Below are 19424 nucleotides of genomic sequence, written 5' to 3' on the forward strand. Positions count from 1 at the left end.
TGATCTCCTAGAATTTCAGCGTTGACCAAGTGCCCAACGACGCCACCAAACCAGCGTCGGCTTGTGAGTCGGCTGCCACAATGAGTCTGAGCGTCGGAAGATTGGCGTCTCGAGCCTGCACGAGTCGCCCGATAGTTGAAAGAAACGATGCCTTAGACTTACCAGGCGACGCCATCACGCACAAAGTAATATCTGGGATAGCTCTTCCGGCAAGCAGGAAACCGTGGACGCACAAGACCTTTTCTTCTCTGGCGACAAATTTCTGAAGGGCAAGAGTGCGTGCTGCTGGAGAGTCCTCTGAAGTAATCGATCTTGCCGGAACCCCTAGAACGGGTAGCAGGCAGGCAAAAAGTCTCGCACTAGCCGGCGTTGTCGCGTAAAAAATGATCCGCCCCCCTTTCTTAGATTCCTCACCAAGGAGTGTTAGGAGACGCTCGTTGCGTTCAACGTTTTTACTGAGCTCGCATACATAGGCTTGATCGAAGTCAAGTGAGTTCTCGTTACTTGCGGTGGGCGAGGCATCTGTTGAAGCAGTTGCAGACGATGTACTTGTGAGGTCGACGATCGAGCCTGCGATGTCTACGAAATCGCCCGCATTGCGAAGCGCCTGCAATTCGTCGTCTGCCGTGACCGTAATGCAAGCTCCCGTGAAGGCTGACTGCAAGGCGATGCGCGCAGGTCCGGGCGGAATGGAAGCTCCTGACGAGGCTAAGATCCCCACTAGGCTAAATGGTCCGCCCGCTGACATTCTTCGTACGATCTCCGCGCCAGCGGGGTGGACAAGGTTCTCCGCGTCTGCAAGAACTGCCACCGAGGTGACGGCACCGAGCTTCTCCAGGGCTGCGTCATCTTTGCTGAGTCGGAGGATGTCAATGACCGCAATCGCTCCCCCAAGTTGATCCAAGTCTCGCGCCGGGTGGTTGCCATAAAGTTGGAGAAGGGTGGTATCGCGCGATCCCAATTGCTTCCATACCTCCTGCAGCTCAAGGAAGGCTTCTTCACACATGGCCGCGCCCGGTGCCAACCAGACAACGGACCTGTCGTCAGCTTCCGAGCGAAAGAGATCGAGCACAGCAGTGGCGACGAGCCGGAGCTTTCCAGCACCAAACGGCATGTGGACAAGAATGGACGCCGACGGGTACGCGATCGCTCGTCGAAGTTCGCGAAATGCGTTCAGTTGATGCGCGTAGAGCTTGTGGGAAGCAACGGCTTTGTGGGATCCCTCGGATGGTTGAAGAGTTTCCTCACGCTCATCATTCGCAACACCGTACCATGTGTCCAGAAGCTCCAGATTTCGCGGTGCGTCGAAGTCGATACCCCCCAGTGTCCGGTGAGGGGAGATCACCGGCAACTGAAGCAAATTGCACAGATCGGTGGCCTCTTGCTGATTCAGCTTGGAGACTAAAAGGCTTCGAATGTCTCGCCTTCGTATGGCACCACGTTCACCGTTCACGTTAGCGATGAAGTAAGCCAGACTCATTGGGCTAGTCACATCTGCGCCCAGCTTGCCTAGCAACGCCATGGTCGAGGGACCTACGAGGGCGGTGAGCGCAGATGCCTCGTTTCTAGCCAAGTGTTCAACGAGCCGCGTCGTCGCAGCCCCTTGCGAAGATCCAGGGATCGACGGTGCCTCTTGAGTATCAGATGGTGCCATGCGCTAATCTTGGCGAGTTGTCGAGCGAAATCGCCATCACAGCCGCGGTGATCTCGTCGTCGGACAGAAAGGGAGCTTGTGCGTAGACCAGGCCCTGCTCGCCATTAAGCTTGGCAGCCAGGTGTCCACGGCCGAGAAGGAGTTCAGCGCCTGGTCGATCCAGCGCGATCTTGGAGGTGGCCTCGCTAGAAACCTTGAGAATAAGGCGGTTGCCGAGGTTTTCGCGCAACTGCATTGGCATGACATCCTTGTCGGGGCGCTGCGCTGCAAAGATTAAGTGGATCCCCGCAGCGCGGGCTTTGACGCCGAGTCGCTGTACAGCAGCGCCCACTGCAGACTTGTACCCATCGTCGAGCATCCAGTCCGCGAACTCGTCATGGATCAGGAAGACCATGGGCAAACGTTCGTCGGCCGAGACTTTCGCATTGTAGGTCGGCAAGTCACGTGCACGAGCCTTGGCGAATAAGCGATAACGTTCTTCCATCTCCTGCACTAAAGCCTTGAGAACTTCCGCCGCTTTCTCCTTTGTCGTCACGATCTCGTCGCGCATGTGCGGCAAGTCCGCCAAGGACGCGTAGTCGACGCCCATCTTGGGATCTATCAAGATAAGCTGCGCCAAGTCCTTCGGGTTAGTTGCGGCGATGTCCAAGATCAGCGCCTGAATCAGCACTGATTTGCCGCTGCCGGTGGCACCCGCCACCAACGAATGCGGCTCATGGGATGAGAGCCCGCCAAATTCCGCGCCGAGGTTCAGATACAGCAGTGCACCGTTGATCTCTTGGAGGCCCAAGAGGAATGACGTGTTGATACCGGCGACGTTACGATTGAGCTCGCGTCGCGACCACAGCTCCCAGAGCGACACGGACTGGCGTTTGGAGCCGGCGACCGTCACCACGATCTCGCCGGGCTTGGGCTGGACGGTGACGAGATTGATCGCGTGCGTGGTCAGGAGCTGGGTGCGCTTGTTCTCAATGTCTTCCACGCGCAGCCGGTCGGAACCAGCCAGGCGCACCAAGCAACCATTGGGGGTCAGACGCGTCCCCAAAATGGCCGCCTGTAGCCCGTAACTGTTAAGCGCGGCCTTGAGCTTCTTGGTGACTTCCTGAGCCCAGTCCTCCCGCTCAACGTCGGACTGCGCGCCGCCCGCGAACTTGGAGGCAACCAGCTCTGAGAAAGCGGCGCCAAGATTGGCGGCCAGCGCAGGGCTTAGAGCCGAAGCCGGCGGCACGGTATCGGCTTTGGCCAGGATTTGCGCAGGCGGCGAAGGCTCTTGCGCCAGGCTAGTGCCCGGAGCCGCGGCGGTGGCTTCCTCTGGAGACTCTTCCAGCAGCACGCCGACACCGCTAGCGAGTTGGCCCATGGCGGCGAGCCATGGCACGCGCGGGGCAGGCTTTTTGAAGCCATGCCCATCCCAGGGCTGGTGGGGTCCCAGCCCAGCGCGGGCGCCGAGTCCGCCGGCGCCCTTAGCGTAGGCCTCGGCGAGCTTTCGCAGATCGGACCGATCGAAGACCTCTTGCCACGATTTCACGCCGTCGGAATCCTCCAAAAGCTCCTGGTCGGAGGCAGAAACCGAGCCGGCGTCCGAGGTGTGAACGTAGACGTGGGAGTAGCCCCGCAGCGAGATATCTACATCGCCCTCACGAAGCTTCGAGCGCGCGCGCTCCATCAGACCCGTCATGCCTGGCGGGATGTCGGCGTCGATGAGCATATCGGCCAGGCGGGCTAACCACACGTCCCGGTCGAGCCGGCCGGGGTCGCCGAAAAGCGCCTCGCGGAACATGCCGAGAGTAGTCAGGAGCTGGTCCTTGGAGTCGCGGCGCGCCTTGGCCAAGCCGTCGGCGGCGACGTATTTGGATTCGACGATTGAGATCACTACGCAAACGCGCTCCTCCCGTTCCTCGACATTGAGCGCAAGGATGTCGGCGATACGGCTCTCTGGCTGCGAGAGCCAGCTTGCGTAGTCGTCGAGCAGGAAGTACGCCGTCAATATCTGTCCCCCGCCAGCGGCGGCTCTGAACTCCTCTGCGAGCAAATAGCGGCTAAGCACCAGGCCGATCATTTCGCCTGCGGATACGCCGCGCTTGGCTGCGCGCAAAACGATATCGCCGGAGACCGATAGCGCATCGCGCTTGGCCTTGTCAGCGGCGGCCTGGACCTCGGAAGCATCGAGTTGCAAATTCAGCTCGTCCAAGCGGCGGCGCACTAGTACGCCTAGCAGACGCAGTTCGGAGGTCGAGCTCACGATCATATTGCGGCCGTTAGTGGAGCCGCGGCGATAGCGGACGACGGTGATGTCGTTGTGCTGAAGTTGGCGTTTGTCGAGCAGCTCGTCATAAGTGGCGACCCACTCGGCCAAGTCATGGGCGTCCTTGATCATGCCGGCCAGCGCGGGGCTTTGCAGCGAGATGCGCCGGGCTGGCAGGAAGCGTTCGCCAGGTAATGCATCAAGCTGGCGGCAAACGGCAGCCACTGCGGACACATAGGCCCAGCCCGAGGCCGTCTGCCAAGGACAGGCCAAGAAGGTGGTGGATTTCAGTTCGTTCTCGCCCGAGACGCTGCGGTAGGACCAGCGCGAGGGAGCGTGCTCCAAATTCGGCCGATCGTTCGTCCAGGCGACAGAAAGCCATTCGGACTGCGCCGCCCGCGAGACCACGTCATGCAGGAAAGCTACATCGAAGGCCTTGAAGCCCTGGGCGCTCTCGCTAGGCGTGGCCGAGATCGGCGTTACCGAAATGCGTAACCTGGAGATGAAGTTGTCGCTGGTCTCACTGACTACGGGCAAGTCCGGATCGTCTCCGGCCTTGTTGACCAGCTCACCGTAGACGCTGCGCAGCTTTGCCGGATCCGAGTGACGCACCGACACGCTGCATTGAAGCTTCCCGTCCTCCTGAATCGACGAGAGCTCCCGCACAGTAGCCAGCGGCAGCTCGGCCGCATCGGCGTTGTAAAGTACGACGCTCAGGTTCGATGCCTCATGAGGCTGCAAGCCAACGTAGCGCTCCAACAGCTCTCGTGCTTGCTTGGCAGCGGCAGCTGGGTCCACGTCGGTCATTGCATCCTGATTGCCCCGCGTGGGCGATTCCAAGAGGCTATAGCCGTTGACTGTGCTGCTCTCAGACACCAGCGTCTGCGCGCCGGCCCGGTTGAGGACAGCGATCTCCGGATAGAACGGATGGGCGATCTCGTCGGAGAACTCGCGCATGAAGATTTCGCGGTCTCCATAGAGGATGTTGCCGCTGGAGAGCAAGTGGGTGGCAAATCCGGCGACACGTCGGGACTTCACTGCCAACGCCTTCATGCGCTCCGGGTGCCATGGCGGGATGATCAGCGCGGGGTTGTCGCCAGCCACGCGGGCCGTGCCTACCGAAAGAATCTCGGAGACCAGGCGCGAGCGGCACACGTCGCCGCGCGCTTGGGACATAAGGGTCGCCATCAGGGCGCCGAAGGATTCCGCCTGGCGCATGACGGCCTCGCCATGAAGGCCGATAGAGACGAAGTCCTCCATCGCCTTGATGTAGTCCTCCTCGAACTTGTCCCAGGATGCCTTGACCTCGTCGCGCTGCGGCGGAGTTAGATAGCCGCCTTCCGCGAGATCCTTGATCCGGCCCTTTATCTCGTGGCGCAGGCTGCGGAGCCTGCTGGCCGCTGGGACCAAGGAACCCGCGTCGGCGGAATAGGTGGCCTCCAACGTGCCGGTGTCGAGCAGCGAGACATTTTGCACCCCACCCTTCTTGCTTACTAGGCGGCGCGGGACTTCTGTGCAACCGGCCGCCCCCTTCTCCAAAAGGCGACGCATATCTGCGACCATCGACAGACCAATCGAGGTGGGCTTGTAGCTCCACAAGAGCTGGGTCTTGGCGAGCACATTCTCTTTGCCATTGGAGAATTGGATTAGCGCCACATCGAACTTGATCTGCAAGGCCATGCGCGAGAGCGATGAATTCGGCCGCATCTTGTTTTTTTTGTCGCTGCGGAGCTCCTTCTCCTTGGCAAAGAAGGCCTCGTAATCGAAAAGCGGATCGGGCAGGCTCGCATTGCCGAGACGCTCAACCTTCCAATCGGCCTTGGAACCCATGAGCTCCTTCAAGCCACGATACATCGCCGAGAAGTAGCTGCCGGCGTCGTAATTGAAGCGCTCACGCCACTCCTTGCGCCCCTTGGTCACGGTGAAGCGCAAAATGCGCTCGCCTTCGGTGTCGCGCAGTCCCGCATGTAGGCTGTTCACTACGCGCGCGAACCCATCGAAAAAGTCGTTGCATTCGATGGGCTTGCCATAGAGGGCCTTCTCCCAGCGCGCGCAAAGCTTGGCATCTTGCTCAAGCAGCCGGCGGTACTTGACGAAGAACTCCTCATCGTCTTCGGTAAAGTCGGAGCGTCGCTCGCGCGACTTCAAGTCCTCCAAGAGCTGGCGGCCCTCGAGGTCGAGCGAATTCTCTTGGTCGCAATCGTGGTCGAGGAAGCGGATGGTCGAGTCAGCCAATCCGAATTGTTTCTCCTTGGGCTTGTCGAAGGCGAGGTAGACGCCGTCGGCCTCCCACTCGAACTGGGCCAGAGCGGAAGACACCTCCTGATCTCCGGCGGGAGCAGTGACGAAAGCATGAAGCGCAAGGCGCGCGGCGTCCGTGATCTCAGCCGCATTGGTCTCGATGCGCTCAATTAGCTCGTCGGAATCCAGCGGCTGGCCGTTCTGGCGAAGTTTCTTTAGCAGCGGCGCGCGCTGCGCAAAGAGCTTGGCGAAGGCCTTCTGCCAGGGCTTGCGAAGCGGTCCGAAGCTCTTTGCATTGGAGAAGAACCCTGTGTCGCGGGGCAAACCGGCACGCGGCATTGCAAAGCCCACGGCATCGCGGATGGCAAGTCCGCGGATGGACATGGCCTCTACAATCTCGGAGCAGAACTCGCCAAGCTGGACGAGTGAGAGCTCAGAGGAGGCGAGCAATCCGCCCAAGGCCGCATGGAACACCGAGCGGTCATCCGGCACCGGCGCGAGTCCACCCGTGTGCAAGGCAGCCTCGACCCAGGATTCAGGGTCGGCACGCATCTCCTTGGCGCCGATGGCCATGACGTGGCCGAGCGTGTCGGCCAAGTTGTGCTCGTTGCCGTTAGCAGTCAGGATTGCAGCCTTGACGGTCGCAGCGTTGTTGCGGACGTAGCCGGCGTTATGCGGGATGAGGATCTCAGGCGGCAGGCTTTGGCCATCGACCAAGGCCGCGGGGATCATGAGATCCACGCGAGCCAGCAGGTCGGGATTAGCTAGGATCGCCCGCGCCACAGACGCGATTTGGCTGGACGAGAGCTTGTCGAGCCGGAACAACGCGGCAGAATCGCCTGACTGGCCGGGATTGGAAACCCGCTTGGCTAAGATGTCCGCGCCGACGCGGCCAATAATGCGGTCGGTCAGCATGCGGCCCCTTCCTTCGCGAACGGATTTTCGACAAACGAGCAGGAATCGGAGAGCCTGCGGACCAAGCCCAATCCCACAAGCCGGGCTTCAAGGTTGTCCCGGTTCTCACTGAGCTCCTCTTGGTCTACAAGTTTCGCGTCGACCAAGCGCGCGCCTTCGGCGTCGCCGAGGATGAGGCCATAGCGCTTCTTAGCCTCAGTCAGGAACTCGTCGAACTGCATAGGTTCGTCGACGATGGCCACCACGATCGACTTTAAAAGCCTATCGTTGGGGGCGTAGCGGGTGCGCCGCGAGAGGCGGCGGGAGCTGAGGCCAATCGCCCGCGACCAGGACGCGTGAATCTTGCCGACGTGCTGCTGATGCCGCGCGAGGGCAAGCTCGGTGAGCTTGTCGACTAAGGCGTCGGGGCTCTCGCCCGAGTAGTCCTCGTCGTCGCCCCCATCGGCTGATGGCCACTGGAAGCGCTCGCGCATGAGCCTCACCCGCTCAGCTTCCGGGAACTCGCCGGAGGCGGCCTCGGTCCAGCCGGCATCCATGCGGATCGACTCGACATGGGCGCGCACCGCCTTGGCGGGCAGGCCTTGGTTGAGCTGGTAGCTGTCGCCGGAAAGCGTGCGAACCTTCGTGCGTTCTTTGGAAACAATCTCGCAGATGATCTCGATCGGATCATCGTCGCCAGCTACGCGCTTCGCCCGCTCAAGGAAGTAGAGCAGCATGTTGAGCCCGGAGATGACGATCAGGTGCTCCAAGGCGTCATAGATCGGCATATCTCTGGCCAGAATCGACAGCCAGTCATCGCAAATTTGATCAAAACGCGGGTTAGCGGCTTCAGGCAGATAGCCAGACTGCCGGGCTTCATCCGCGCGCTGTGACGTACCTTGCATTGCTCGCGCGAGCCGGTTCATCGGCGCCTCGCGGTCGAACAGGCGCTTGGCCAGCAGGTCGCCCAGCTCGGCGCCGCGCTTCGACCGGGTGAGCATCATGTAGAGCAGCTCGCCAGTGCGCGCGAAGAAGCGCCGATCGTTACTCATCTTGCCCTTGGAGTCGATCTCCAAGTCCTCGTAGAGGGCGTCTGGGCCGAAGGGAAAGACAAATTTGGAACTCCAGCGCTTGTTGCTGCGCGACTCGAAGGAAGAGGAACGCAGCAGCTCCACGGCCTTGGCGAAATCGTCGAAGCTCGCGAACGAATTGCGCAGGTAGGCCATGTCGTCAACGCCGTCACCGTTGCCCGTTGCCCCGTGGGCGAAGCGCTCGAACCACTGCCGCCATTTCTCCTCATCCGGTTGTGCGCTCTCGGAGATGGACTCGACGTAGGGATTGTTGAAGAGCAGGCCGCGGAGACGGATTTGACGCTGGGGCTGAAATTTGAAGGCACCACCAAGGCCCTCATGGGGACGTAGCGGCTTGTCGAGGTTAGAGCCCAGTGCGCCGAGGAATTCGAGCACCGTCAAATGAGGGAGTTGCTCGTCGTAGAGACGGTGCCCCCAGATGTTCTCGTCGACGCAAAAATCGACGCTTTTGATCTCGGGACGTTTAAGGACCTCGCTCATTCCGGAGTCCTTACAGTTACGGGGCGGGCGAACCCGCGGCCTCCCGGCTCGATGTCGATGAAATTCAGCGTCAAGGCGGAGGCTTCCCCGCCGACCTCGTCGTCGTCGCCGGCAAAGCCAGCCTTACGGACGATCTCGGCCTTGCGCAGCAGCTTGGTCTTGAAGGCCAGAAGGTCTTCAAGGCACTCGTTGGAAAAGCTTGCTGGCAGCGCGCCCTCGGCCACACGCGCGAGGAACTCATGCCGGATAGGCGTGAGGTCGAAGGCGACTGAGTTGCCGGGGCTTGGCGAGAGCGATACGTCGAGCTGAAGGCGGCCAGCCTCCTCGTCGTACTTGATGGCCATGCCTACGCCACCCTGCCTGCGCGATGGCGTCTCATGATCGCAGAGCACACTCACGCGGCTTTGCGTGAATCCGCCGGAACTGGCAATGAAGATGCGGTCAACGTTCTCCAAGAGCAGGCCCGTCATGACCCGGTTAAGGCCACGGGCAATACGCCCGCGAGTGGTGTCGTTCACCGCCTTCTTGGCCTTGAGCGACTCGATGATGTCCAGGTACTCGCCAGCGAAGCGAAAGGCCGTCATTGACCAACGGGGGTAGCCGGGCTCGGATTCAGGCAGCGCGAAGTAGAGCCGGCGACGCTGGTCCTCAAGCATCTCCATGAACTCAGCGGAGCCGCCATCCAAGCGCGCGCCTTCATAGCCTTCCAAGTAGGCGTCCTGAGCCGCGCGGAAGTCCGCCGTCGCGCCATAGACCGGGTCAACGGCCACTAGACGCGCGAAGTCGGCCTGCAACCGCGAATCGTCCTTACCGTAGACCAGCAAACCATCGGCCGCGTTGGTCGTCTCCTCACCCACACCGAAACTCGCCATAGCCTTGAATACGGGGCGATCAGAGGCCCGTCGCTTAGGCAGGTTGGCCCCGAATGCGTTAGCGTAGATGCTGGCCTTGCCGATGTGGTTGCCCTCTTGGATCTTGAGCACGTCCGCGCAAGTCATCAGGTTCTCTTTTGCCAACTTGGCATCTGCGTAACCGAGGACCATGTTGGAGCACAGTGCCAGCAGATCGCGCACCGGAAGATGTAGCCCATTGAGTCTGGCGATCTCGACCAGGTCGCCGAGCCGGCGCGCGAGCTGCCCGCTATCGGCTTCTCCGAGAAGGCGCCGGCGGTTCTCGTCGATCGGGCAGACATTCCCACCTGCCCTCAAGGAGCAGCGAGAGCAGTTTGCCCATTCGGGATGTCCGGCAACTGCCTTGGCGACTTCGTCGAGCGTCTTGCGGCTGGTGGAGCGGCTGAGGTCGAATACAGCCAAGCGTTCGGGCGCCGCCCCTGCTTGCAGGAAGCTCTCCTGCAAGGGCTTGCGGAGCGGGTGGATGCGATCCTGCCGTTTACCTAGGTCGCGCAGGCGATCGAGTAGTTGGCCATGATTGGCCGCCAGGATTACGACTTCGGAGTCGTCGCCTCCCAGAACCGACCTTTCGAGGCGCTGCAGCGGCAGGTCGCTCTCCTGGCCATTGAATTCGGAAAGATCCTTGATGAACACCGCTAGGCGACCATCGGCTAGGCGATGTTCCTTCACGTTCTCTTTGCCCGCCCAGACTTTGGGGTCGCCGCCGATGCGGTTCCACAGTGCCCGGCAGTGATAGGTCTTGCCATCGCCCGCGGTGCCGGCGATCAAGAGCGAGCCCTCCACCTTCGACTCAATATGCCGAATCATGTCGTCGAGCAGCGGCGTGGAAAGACGGATCGGTTGGACTTTCGCTCGCCCGATCGCGCCAATCACGTACTCATCGAACATCGTAAGATTGCTCGAGGTTGGCCCATAACTCCTCAGCAAGCGCACCCATGCACTTGTAGGAAAAGAAAATTTTTCAGCTGAACCAACTTCGCTGGTTACGGTAGTCACTCGCTTCGCCCCCTGCTAATTCCCTGACTGCCCCATCTCCGAATCAATTGTGCCATGGAGGCTCAACGAGGCGACCAGTCTCCAATCCTATTCTGTAGACACGCTGAGAACCAATGGAGCGATGTACGCCTCAGCCAGCTTCCGCAAGAACCTATCCAAGAGTCTAGTGAACCGCCCTGGTTCCGTGCAGGCCACCTCCTGCAAGCCAGGATCCACCGGATGGCCTTGGGCAATTGTCAAATGTCTACTCCTGCAGCGCGCACGACTTGTACAGTGGTTCTGACACGCCACGGATGGTCGAATGGCCGCTGGAAGAGACATTGCCAAGGGAGCTTTGCTGAGCGTTGGCTACTGCGTCGCGTTCTTGCTGGCTTGGCGATGCTCGGTGGACCAGTGGTACCTGCCGGCAGGATTGCGCGTTGCCAGCCTGCTGTTCCTGCCTGCGCGGCGATGGCCATGGTTGCTGGCGGGTGACGCTGCGGCGCTACTGGTGTTGCGCGTGCCGAGGGTCGAGGACTGGGGTGCCAGCACCACCTGGGGCTACCTGAGTCCGTTCCTCTTGATGCCCGCGATCTCGCTGCTTCCCGTCACGGCACGCTTTCATATTCCCGATTTGACGCGCAAGGACCACTGGCTGTTGCCGCTTGCGCTGGTGACCGCGCTTTGGAGCACGCTGTGCAACATGGCGCTCAATGCCGCGCTGGGTGGCCCATCGGGGCCGGCGCCGATCGACACGCTGATCCGGTATTGGCTGGGCGACTACCTGGGCACATTGATGTTCGTCCTGCCGGCGCTCCTTTGGCTGCGGCGCGACGAAGCCTTGCGCCGGCCGTCCCATCTGCTGCACGAAGGCCTGGCGTCCGTCGCGGTGGTGGCGCTTTTGTTCGTCGCTATCACCCTCATCGGCGACACCGTGCTGCGGCAACTCCTCAGGGTGTTGCTGGTCGTGCCCGCCATCGCGCTCACACTGCGCCATGGATGGCGCGGTGCGGCACTGGGCGTGGTACTGGCCAACGTCGCGGTGGCCCTGTCGCTGCCCAAGACCGTCGAAGCCGGCATATTCGACGCACAGGCTTTCGCCGTGCAGATCCTGCTGGCGGTCACCGCCACCGGCCTGTTTGCGTTCGGCTCGCGCATCTCTGCGGCCTACCGGCAAGTGCGCGACTTCGCACGGGTGCGGGAGCAGGCGCTGGAATTCGCACAGGCCGGCTACCTGTCTGCCGAGCGCACGTTACGCAAACGGGTGGTCGACTACACCGATCTCACCGTGCAGATCAATCGGATGCGCAGGGATGTCGTGGAGTACCTGCGCTCCCAGGGGCACCACGCGGCGGCGATGCAGATGACGCGCACCGGGGTGATCCAGGCGCAACTGCTCGATGAGTACGTCACGGCCCTCTATCCGCTGGGCATCGAAACGCATGGCCTGTACCACACGTTGCGCTCGGTCAGCTTCGCCAATCTGTGCAACACGGAGTTCCGCTGGCGGATGCGCGGCGATCCCCGGCAGCTTTCGCTGGGACTGCAGCTGGTGGCCTATCGCTGCGTGCTCAACGCCGTGGAAACCTTGCCCGTTGCACGAACCCACCTGATCCAGGCGCGGCTATGGCGGGTGCGGGGCATGCAGGGGATCGTCGTGCGCATCACCGCCGATGCGTCCGTGCTCAACGCCGTCCGTCGCGATCATCCCGAGTCCGATCGGGAACTGTCGGTCCGGCTCAAGACGCATGGCGGCACCTGCCGGCGCCGCCATGCGTTGGCCTTGAGCTTTCTCGTCTCCGAGCGCGTGGGCGTCGGGATCAATCTCGCGAAGTGACCACCCAGGCATCGCCCTTCGCATCCGATCGCAACCAGACCACGAAATCCTCGGTCTGGTAAACCACGCGACCCGGGGCGGCAGGCGTGGCCGACAGCGACACGCGGGCAACGTCCTTGCCCATGGGAAGCACCCACAACGTCTCGTTGATGCGCCCGACCGCGGCCCGGACCACGCCGGAGGCGTCGTTGATCTGCAGATAGGTCACGCCGTCCCGTTGGAACTCGTAGATACGCCACGCCGAATCGGTGGCGAGGTTGGCCGCGCGGGGGGCGCTTTCACCCAGTCCGGTGGCCGCCGGAACGCCATGCCCACCCGAGGGGCAGCACGATTGCGCATGGGCCTGGAAGGACAGGGCCACCCCTGCGACGACGACCAATGCCAGGGCCTTCGCTTTCATCTCCATCACACTGTTCCTTTTCCCCTGCTGGGGAATGTCCGCCTGCAGTTCAGGCACGACCACGGTACGTGGTCCGCGCTTTGGCGCGGTTGACAAGCGCAGTGGCTCAGTGTGAATTGGATTGGCGCAGGGTGATGACCCGATATTGGCCATGGTCGCCGTAGCGCTGCCCCTTCTTCTCAAAGTCGGCACAGAGTCTGTCTTCACCGCAGGGCACCAGGTCGGCCCGTGCAACGCGATCCAGGTACGCGATTTCCGCCCGGCGCTGTTCGGCCTCGGCCAGCGTCGCCTTGGCGCTGTAGAGCATGTACCCCACGCCGCACAATCCCATGATGGCCGCCGCCAGCATGGCAATGGACCCCATCCACATGCGGCGCATGGCCGTGGCTTCGAGGGATTGCTGCGCTTGCGCATAGCGCTGGGTGGCTTGCTGCAGCGTCTGGTTCGCAGCGGTCAGCGTGCGATCGAATCGCTCGGCCGCCGGATCCAGTGCCACCGAGAGCGCCTGTTGCGTCAATTGCGTCAGCCGCGGCAGCGCGTTCTCCACCACGCGATTGACGCTCCGGTCGGCGTTGCCGACCGCGCCATGGAGCACCTGCAGTTGCCGGGAGATCTGGTCTTGCAGGCTTTGCTCCCGCTTTTGCATCGTTGCGATCAATGCCGCCATGGCCTTGATCGTTTCTTGCAGCGCCTCGTTGGAAGTTCCGCTTTCCGGTAGCGCGGGCGTGCTTGGCGTATCCATCGTGTCCCTCTTGAAAATTCCACTCACCGCAGGATCGGGCTGCGATTACCCGCCGCCTCCACCGCCTCCTCCCCCACCACCGCCGCCACTGCCTCCACCACCGCCCCCTCCATCACCGCCGCCACCACCCCCTCCCGGTGCGCCACCTTGCATCATCGGCCCGCTGGCGAACTGCGGCAGGGTCATCACCATCACCGGACCACGGCTGGTCTGCACTTCGGCCGACGTATCCAATCCCAGCGACTGCATCGCCGTGACCTGTTCCGTCGCTTCCTGCATGGCCTTGGCCTCCAGGTGTTCATGGCCCTGTTGCAGCAGGGCATGGGTGAGGGGACTGTTGGAGATCCGGTTCAAGGCCTGCTCGATGGCCGCGTCGTTCTTGGAATCGATGGCGTGCAGCAGATCGTCCACGTCGCGGTCGCCAGTGATCTCCTTGCGCTGGGGCAAGTGGGGATCGTCCGGCTCGCCGGGCCTTTGCGCAGCGGCAGGGGCGGCATCGCGGTGCGCCGTGGCCGGCTGCGGCTCGAACGCTGCTTGTTCCGATGGCGCAGGCGCGCGGGCATCCTGCTGACGGCGGACCTCGAGGTCTGCGAGGGGATCGTCGTCTCCGCGCGCTCGCCGCTGCTGCCTTTCCTGCTCCAGGCGTTCTTCCTGCTGGAGGTCTTTTTCGAGCTGTATGCGGAGTGCGCGCATCGTTTGCAGCGTCTCCTCCCAGGTTTCGGCTCTCTGCGGCGCAGGGGCGGCGCGGGCGTCGTGCCCATCCGCCGGCGCATCGCGGCGCTGCTCGCGGGCCGTTTCGTCGCCTTCGATCCCGCCGCTTGCGCGGTCGGCACCGCGCGTTCCCGAGGCGAGCGCGAGCGACAGACCATCGTCGGCCGTTTGCATGTCCGATGGGGACACCGAGGGCGCTGGCGTGCGCTGATCCTCGGTGCGCTCCGCAGTGAGCGGCATGGGCACCAAGGCATCCGACGCTGCCTCCGTCAGCTGGGCACGGTGCTCCTGCGTTGGCGCGTGCAAGGCATCTTCGCGCCGTTGCAGTGGCGCGTCCTCGCGCATGGCCGACGCTTGCGCGCTCGGCAAGTGCTGAGTGCGCTGCGCCTGCGCATCGGTGGGTTGCGTGGCCGATGCGTGCGCGATCACCGGCGCTGGCGTTGCCGAATGCTGCGCATCTTGTGCGCGGCTTTCCTGGGCCAGGTGTTCGTGCTTCGTCTGCTGAAATGCCTCGGCCTCTTGGTGGTGCCGGGACGGCGCCAGTTGGTCGCGGGTGTCTTGGGCATAGCGTTCCCTTACGCCAGGGGGCTCCTGGGTGCGCGGCTGGGCGTCCTGCCCGGGCGGCAGCGCATCATCGGCCTGGTGTCGCTCCGGTCCGTGCGGTAGCGGCGCGGCATCCTCGGCCTGGCGTCTTTCCTGCTCGCGCGGCAACGCAGCCTGGGTGGTGCGCTGTTCCTGCTCACGCTGTTGGTCGGTCTCGGCCTGGCGCTGCTCCCGTTCGCGCTGTTGCGTGTCCTGGGCCTCGCGCTGCTCATGCTCGCGCTGCTGGGCGTCCTGGGCCTGGCGCTGTTCCTGCGTGCGTTGCTGGATTTCCTGCGTCTGGCGTTCTTGCTGTGCGCGCTGCTGCAGGTCCTGGCTTTGACGGTCGAGCGCGGTATGCGCCTCCAGCGCCTGGGCCGCATGCGCTTGTTCCTCGTGGGACGCCTGCGCCAGTGCGTGCTCGCGCGCCTGCCCGGCCTGCTGCTCTTGGGCCTGGCGCTCCTGCTGTTCGCGCTCCTGGCGTTGCTGCGCGGTGCTTGCCGCCTGGGTCTGTGCCTGCATGTCGAGCGCATGCTGCGGGCTGGAAGACGGGTTGGAGGACGCGCCATCCGAGTCGGCCGACCCGTCGGAGGTGCGCGCCGTCGACGCCAGCCGCGACGCCGGAGTGTCGGAGGTCGCTAGGGCTGGCTGGTGCGCCCGCACCTCTTGCAGCGCCTGCCGGATGTCCTCGGTGCTGGTGACGGCCGCGATGCGATCAACCCCATCGGCGCCGCGCTGGAGGTGGGCGATCGGGCTGTCGGCACCGAACACCCCACCGGGGCCGTGCTGCAGCTGCAGCGCGCCATCGCCGGAGAGTCCTTGCGACTCGCGTGTGCGCTGGGTGGCGAGATCGATGGCCTCGCGCCAGTCCGGATGGAGTTCCGTTCCGGCGAGGCGGTACCGGTAGAGCGTGTGCTCGGCTTGCACGGCCTGCGGCGAGGGTGGCGACTGCCGGATGGCTGCCAGGGCCTGAGCGTGTTCGGCCAGGGCCGGTTGCAGCATCGCCCGTGCGGTGTCCAGCTCCAGTGCCCGATTGCCATCGGCGGGGACGCCATCGACGGACCAGTGTCCCTCGGCATCGCGGCGGTACTGCTGGCCGTTCGAGGCGGTCAAGGCATCCGGATCGGGCAATGCCCGTTGCACGGCCGGCGACATCGGATAGCCATCAGCGGCCCAGCCGCTGCGGTGGTAGGCCAGTTCATAGCGCGCGGCGATGGCGCCGGGACTGTTGGCGACGTTGCGCGCGACGACGGCCGCGGCCTGGGCGTCCAGCTCGGCCGCCCGCGGCGGCGACGCGGTTTCCGACTGGTAGATGCCGCGGTCGTTGGCACCAGAGACGCCGATCTTGGCCTGGCGATGCCACTGACCATCGGCTGCGCTGCGCGTCCAGTCTGCCGGGGCCAGGCTGGGGAGGTCGCTGTCGTTGGCCGGCAGGCGGCAGGGATCGTCCGGTTCTGCCGCATCCTTGAGCGCCAGCGCCGCAGCGGCGTTGGTGGCGAGGTAGTTCAGCTCGCGCGCCTTCTCGTAGCTGGCCACGATCGGCATGGCAGTCGGATTGTTCACCCCGTCCGGTGTGGTGTCGGCCATGCCCTCGCGCGACCAGGCGCGGCCGTCGAACGACCAGTGCGTCCCATCGCGGTCGGTCTGCTGGTAGATCTGGCGGTTGTCGTACAGATCGGCTAGTTTCTCTCCGGCCTTGCTCATGAAGTACGCATCGGCCGCGACCAGCACCATCGGTCCGGCGCCGGTGGTGCCCAGGGCATAGGCGGCCGTACTGCCGCCGGCCCAACCGCCGAGATTGCGACCGGCGAAGTGGGTCAGCTCCGACTGGGCGGCAAGTGGGTTGTCCTGGCTGTACAGTTCCCCGGCACGGCGGGCAGTGAGGGCGGTATCGGCGGCGCTGGCGAGCAGGCCGGCGCCGCGCAACAGCTGGCCAGCAGAGTGGTCGCCTGCCAGGAACTCGGCAGTGGTGAAGCCGCGTTGCGACAGAGGTTTGTAGGTGGACAGCGGGCCACCGGCGCGACCGATGACCGGCAGCTCGTCGCCAACCTCCTGTGCGACCAGTGCGGCACTGTGCTCGGATAGACGAATGCGGCCAGATTGCTCGGCATGCGTGATGGCCTTGCGGAACTCCCCGCGCCCGGCGGCATCTTTGGCGGGCGGATCCATCCGGCTCGGCCCCGCGACAAGATTGGCCGACGTGTACTGCTTCGCCTCAACCACTGCGACGATCCGCTGTTCGGAGCGAGTGATGGCAAACCACTCGGACTCGACGTCGTTCATCGAGCGCAGCGCTTTCAGCTGTTGCGCATGATCGGCACGGTATTGCTCGTAATCGGAGAAGGTCTTGTTGTTTTGCGCCTTCATCTCCGTTGTGGTCAGGTGATCCGGCCTTGTTGCGTAGAGATCCCCGTTTTCCAGCGCTACCTTGAGGGTATCTTGTAGGTCTCTGACTTCGGCGGCTACGCGCTTCAGGGCCGCAGAGTCCGCGCGGATGGCCGCACGACCGTCGGGGGAGTTCTGGATTTCGTCAAGCAATCCATTAACTACTTTCGTATATGAACTTACCGTTCTCCCCCGATGTGGCGAGACTTCAAGCCTATCGGCCAAGTCGCCTTCCACAGGAAGGTAGATGCGATTGGCCGATACATCCTGGTCGATCAATTTATGTTTGACCAGCTCATTGAGCAATAAGCTTTTACGAAAGGTGCTTCGCTCGATGACGTGATGACTGGCTAGGATGGCATTGCTGTCTGACATTCTTCCCTACTCCATCAGTTGCCGATTCAGAGGAAATCAACAAACTGAAGCATCCAAAAACCATACGCCCCGCGTCCTAGGAGGCTTTCCATAGCCGTGCTTGATTAAGGTGTCGCGCAATACTCGATCGCAGAATGCATCAGCTGTATAGGGTGTTCGGAAGACGTGCGCAGCGCCGACCACCTCCTTTTTGAACGCAAAACTCGCGCCGCCCGCCACTCTGTAGAATTTGCCATTCGGATAGCCACTCAGCACCTTGACGGTGGACGCCGCTTCGTCGATCGCATCCAGGATCCTGACTACTTCGCAGAGGTAATGCGGCGCAGCTTCCGATCCATCTTCCAGCAGGAACGAGCATCGCGCGAACGCGAACCCGTCCGGGTCCGCGGACTGCAAAATCTGCTTCAGCGACTCCGATACCAGCCAGTAACCCCTGAAGCTACTATCAAGGTCTTCTGGCATGTCTCCAATATTGCTGTCATAGCGCAGGCGCGGGGTTTCCTTCAATTCCGCAAGTCCGCCGCGTTCTGATGGCTGGCTCATGTAAACGGGGAACGGCACGGCATCTTCATTCTCGAACTCCACGCCATGCCCACGGCCACCGCCCCGCATATCGGGTCTGAAGATATAGAACTCGCCTTTCTTCGGCTTGTTTTGAGGCTCGATTTTTTCTTTTTCGTTCATAAACGATTTTGCCTCATAACTTTTTTATTAAATGTGAGTGCCGCAATTTAAGTAAGCATGTCGGCGCTTTGATCGGCGACAGCGAATGCCCTGCCGAACTTATCACGCCAGTATCAAGTCTCCATTGGTCAAAGCTACTTTTATCGTAGCCTGCAGTTGCCACACCGCTTCAACAACACGCGGGGTAGCAGATGCATCACCACCATGCATCGTTGACTGCCCGTCTGGCGAAAGTTCGATCTTCAGCAGTTCCTGCAGCATGCCCTCCCTATAGGACGGAAGCGGATCGCTGCTGTAGCGCGAGCATCCCAGCTTTGTGGCGAACGCTTGATCGATTGGCAGGTAAAGCCCGTTAATCGGAGCGTCTATCTCAAACAACCCTCTACCCTCAAGATGGCGTAGCAGCGCACTCTGATCGCGAATTACAGGATCAATGATGAGCTGCAGGTCAAATAGAGCATCATCTTTCACTATTGTCACGACATCTTCCTCCAAGGTCTACTTGTCAAGCGCATGCCATCCAAGCAATTCCATTATCTATCTGGAAATAAGCATTTTAGGCGTGCGGGATACAGGGCGGCACGTGGATGGACTGCGCGGGTTAGGCGCGCCTAGGATGCCAGTCAAGGTCGCGCTGTGCAGTAGGAAAATTCTGACGGTCCACTTGCCCTGGTGCAAGATCGTGATCCCTACTTCTCGATGAAGTGCTGTGGCCGCCAGTTGACCAGATGCGCCAGTTTGGCACTGGCTCAACTGGATCGCGTGCCGTCTACTAACGTGGCTCAGGTGAGCAGCACCTATGCCGTGCATGTGACCGGACTGTGGGTCAACGATTCGCCGGCCAAGCCGGAAGCCAATTCCTACGCGATGTGGGAGGCTGATATGAACGGCGGTGGCCCAGTACCGCGCCAATCGTGCGGTGAGTCACTGTTGGTCGAGCAGGGCCTGCTGTTCCGCTTGCTCGTCGGGCTAAGCATCGAGAGAGAACAGTTGGCGATTTCCGCTGAACAGGAACCGTGAGCATGCCCGCTTTCGAATCTACTTGGTGATCCTGCGCAGATCGCGATTCGACAAAATTTCAAACCCATATCACCTCCTTGAAGCTGGTTGACACCGGCTTTGCGTATGACGCTGCGCCGGTAGCGTCCTTGCAGGAGCAAATGAGCATGAGGAGCAAGGTCGAGCTGATCTATTGCGTGATGGTCGTGGCTACGGCTGTT

General features: G+C 62.2%; 11 protein-coding genes. 2 read left to right on the plus strand and 9 right to left on the minus strand.

Features of this window, described 5'->3' with window-relative positions; translation table 11 throughout:
* Positions 1–7 precede the first annotated feature (7 nt).
* From H9658_RS14035 to H9658_RS14050, 4 genes are read right to left on the minus strand one after another with little or no spacing between them, the layout of a single operon-like run.
* Positions 8–1654 (minus strand): DEAD/DEAH box helicase, encoded by a 1647-nt coding sequence (locus H9658_RS14035; RefSeq protein WP_191825794.1) that lies wholly within the window; start codon positions 1652–1654, stop codon positions 8–10.
* Positions 1641–7055, minus strand: coding sequence for an FtsK/SpoIIIE domain-containing protein (locus H9658_RS14040; RefSeq protein WP_191825795.1), 5415 nt, complete (start codon positions 7053–7055; stop codon positions 1641–1643). Before H9658_RS14040 ends, H9658_RS14035 begins: the two co-directional genes overlap by 14 nt.
* Positions 7049–8605, minus strand: a complete 1557-nt coding sequence (locus H9658_RS14045; RefSeq protein ID WP_191825796.1) for a hypothetical protein — start codon at positions 8603–8605, stop codon at positions 7049–7051. Before H9658_RS14045 ends, H9658_RS14040 begins: the two co-directional genes overlap by 7 nt.
* Positions 8602–10404: a hypothetical protein gene (locus H9658_RS14050; RefSeq protein ID WP_191825797.1), complete on the minus strand. Its 1803-nt coding sequence runs from the start codon at positions 10402–10404 to the stop codon at positions 8602–8604. The genes H9658_RS14045 and H9658_RS14050 overlap by 4 nt, the downstream gene beginning before the upstream one ends.
* Positions 10405–10813: 409 nt before the next feature.
* Here H9658_RS14050 and H9658_RS14055 point away from each other — a divergent pair, with 409 nt between their 5' ends.
* Positions 10814–12328: an MASE1 domain-containing protein gene (locus H9658_RS14055; protein WP_191825798.1), complete on the plus strand. Its 1515-nt coding sequence runs from the start codon at positions 10814–10816 to the stop codon at positions 12326–12328.
* On the opposite strand, the gene H9658_RS14060 is transcribed toward H9658_RS14055, so the two are convergent.
* From H9658_RS14060 to H9658_RS14080, 5 genes are all read right to left on the minus strand, one after another.
* A complete protein-coding gene (locus tag H9658_RS14060) occupies positions 12312–12734 on the minus strand; it encodes a hypothetical protein (protein ID WP_191825974.1) in 423 nt (140 codons plus the stop codon). The two genes, H9658_RS14055 and H9658_RS14060, sit on opposite strands and share 17 nt — an antisense overlap.
* A 100-nt stretch (positions 12735–12834) precedes the next feature.
* A complete protein-coding gene (locus H9658_RS14065) occupies positions 12835–13470 on the minus strand; it encodes a hypothetical protein (RefSeq protein ID WP_191825799.1) in 636 nt (211 codons plus the stop codon).
* Positions 13471–13515: 45 nt separating this feature from the next.
* On the minus strand, positions 13516–17235 hold the full coding sequence (locus tag H9658_RS14070; RefSeq protein ID WP_406848134.1) for a hypothetical protein: 3720 nt from the start codon (positions 17233–17235) through the stop codon (positions 13516–13518).
* Positions 17236–17556: 321 nt separating this feature from the next.
* Positions 17557–18186 carry an imm11 family protein gene (locus H9658_RS14075; RefSeq protein ID WP_191825975.1) on the minus strand — a complete coding sequence of 210 codons (630 nt, stop codon included), beginning with the start codon at positions 18184–18186 and terminating at the stop codon, positions 17557–17559.
* Between the two features lie 120 nt (positions 18187–18306).
* On the minus strand, positions 18307–18684 hold the full coding sequence (locus H9658_RS14080) for a hypothetical protein (protein ID WP_237650115.1): 378 nt from the start codon (positions 18682–18684) through the stop codon (positions 18307–18309).
* Between the two features lie 306 nt (positions 18685–18990).
* On the opposite strand from H9658_RS14080, the gene H9658_RS14085 reads away from it, so the two are divergent.
* Positions 18991–19224 (plus strand): hypothetical protein, encoded by a 234-nt coding sequence (locus tag H9658_RS14085; protein WP_191825802.1) that lies wholly within the window; start codon positions 18991–18993, stop codon positions 19222–19224.
* Positions 19225–19424: the final 200 nt, after the last annotated feature.

The organism is Xanthomonas bonasiae (assembly GCF_014836395.1).
In the GTDB taxonomy this organism is placed as follows: Bacteria; Pseudomonadota; Gammaproteobacteria; order Xanthomonadales; family Xanthomonadaceae; genus Xanthomonas_A; species Xanthomonas_A bonasiae.

Excerpts from the sequence above, each read along its gene's own strand:
- H9658_RS14060 (WP_191825974.1), bottom strand. The coding sequence starts at position 12,734 with ATGGAGATGAAAGCGAAGGCCCTGGCATTGGTCGTCGTCGCAGGGGTG.
- H9658_RS14035 (WP_191825794.1), bottom strand. The coding sequence starts at position 1,654 with ATGGCACCATCTGATACTCAAGAGGCACCGTCGATCCCTGGATCTTCG.
- H9658_RS14065 (WP_191825799.1), bottom strand. The coding sequence starts at position 13,470 with ATGGATACGCCAAGCACGCCCGCGCTACCGGAAAGCGGAACTTCCAAC.
- H9658_RS14050 (WP_191825797.1), bottom strand. The coding sequence starts at position 10,404 with ATGTTCGATGAGTACGTGATTGGCGCGATCGGGCGAGCGAAAGTCCAA.
- H9658_RS14040 (WP_191825795.1), bottom strand. The coding sequence starts at position 7,055 with ATGCTGACCGACCGCATTATTGGCCGCGTCGGCGCGGACATCTTAGCC.
- H9658_RS14045 (WP_191825796.1), bottom strand. The coding sequence starts at position 8,605 with ATGAGCGAGGTCCTTAAACGTCCCGAGATCAAAAGCGTCGATTTTTGC.
- H9658_RS14055 (WP_191825798.1), top strand. The coding sequence starts at position 10,814 with ATGGCCGCTGGAAGAGACATTGCCAAGGGAGCTTTGCTGAGCGTTGGC.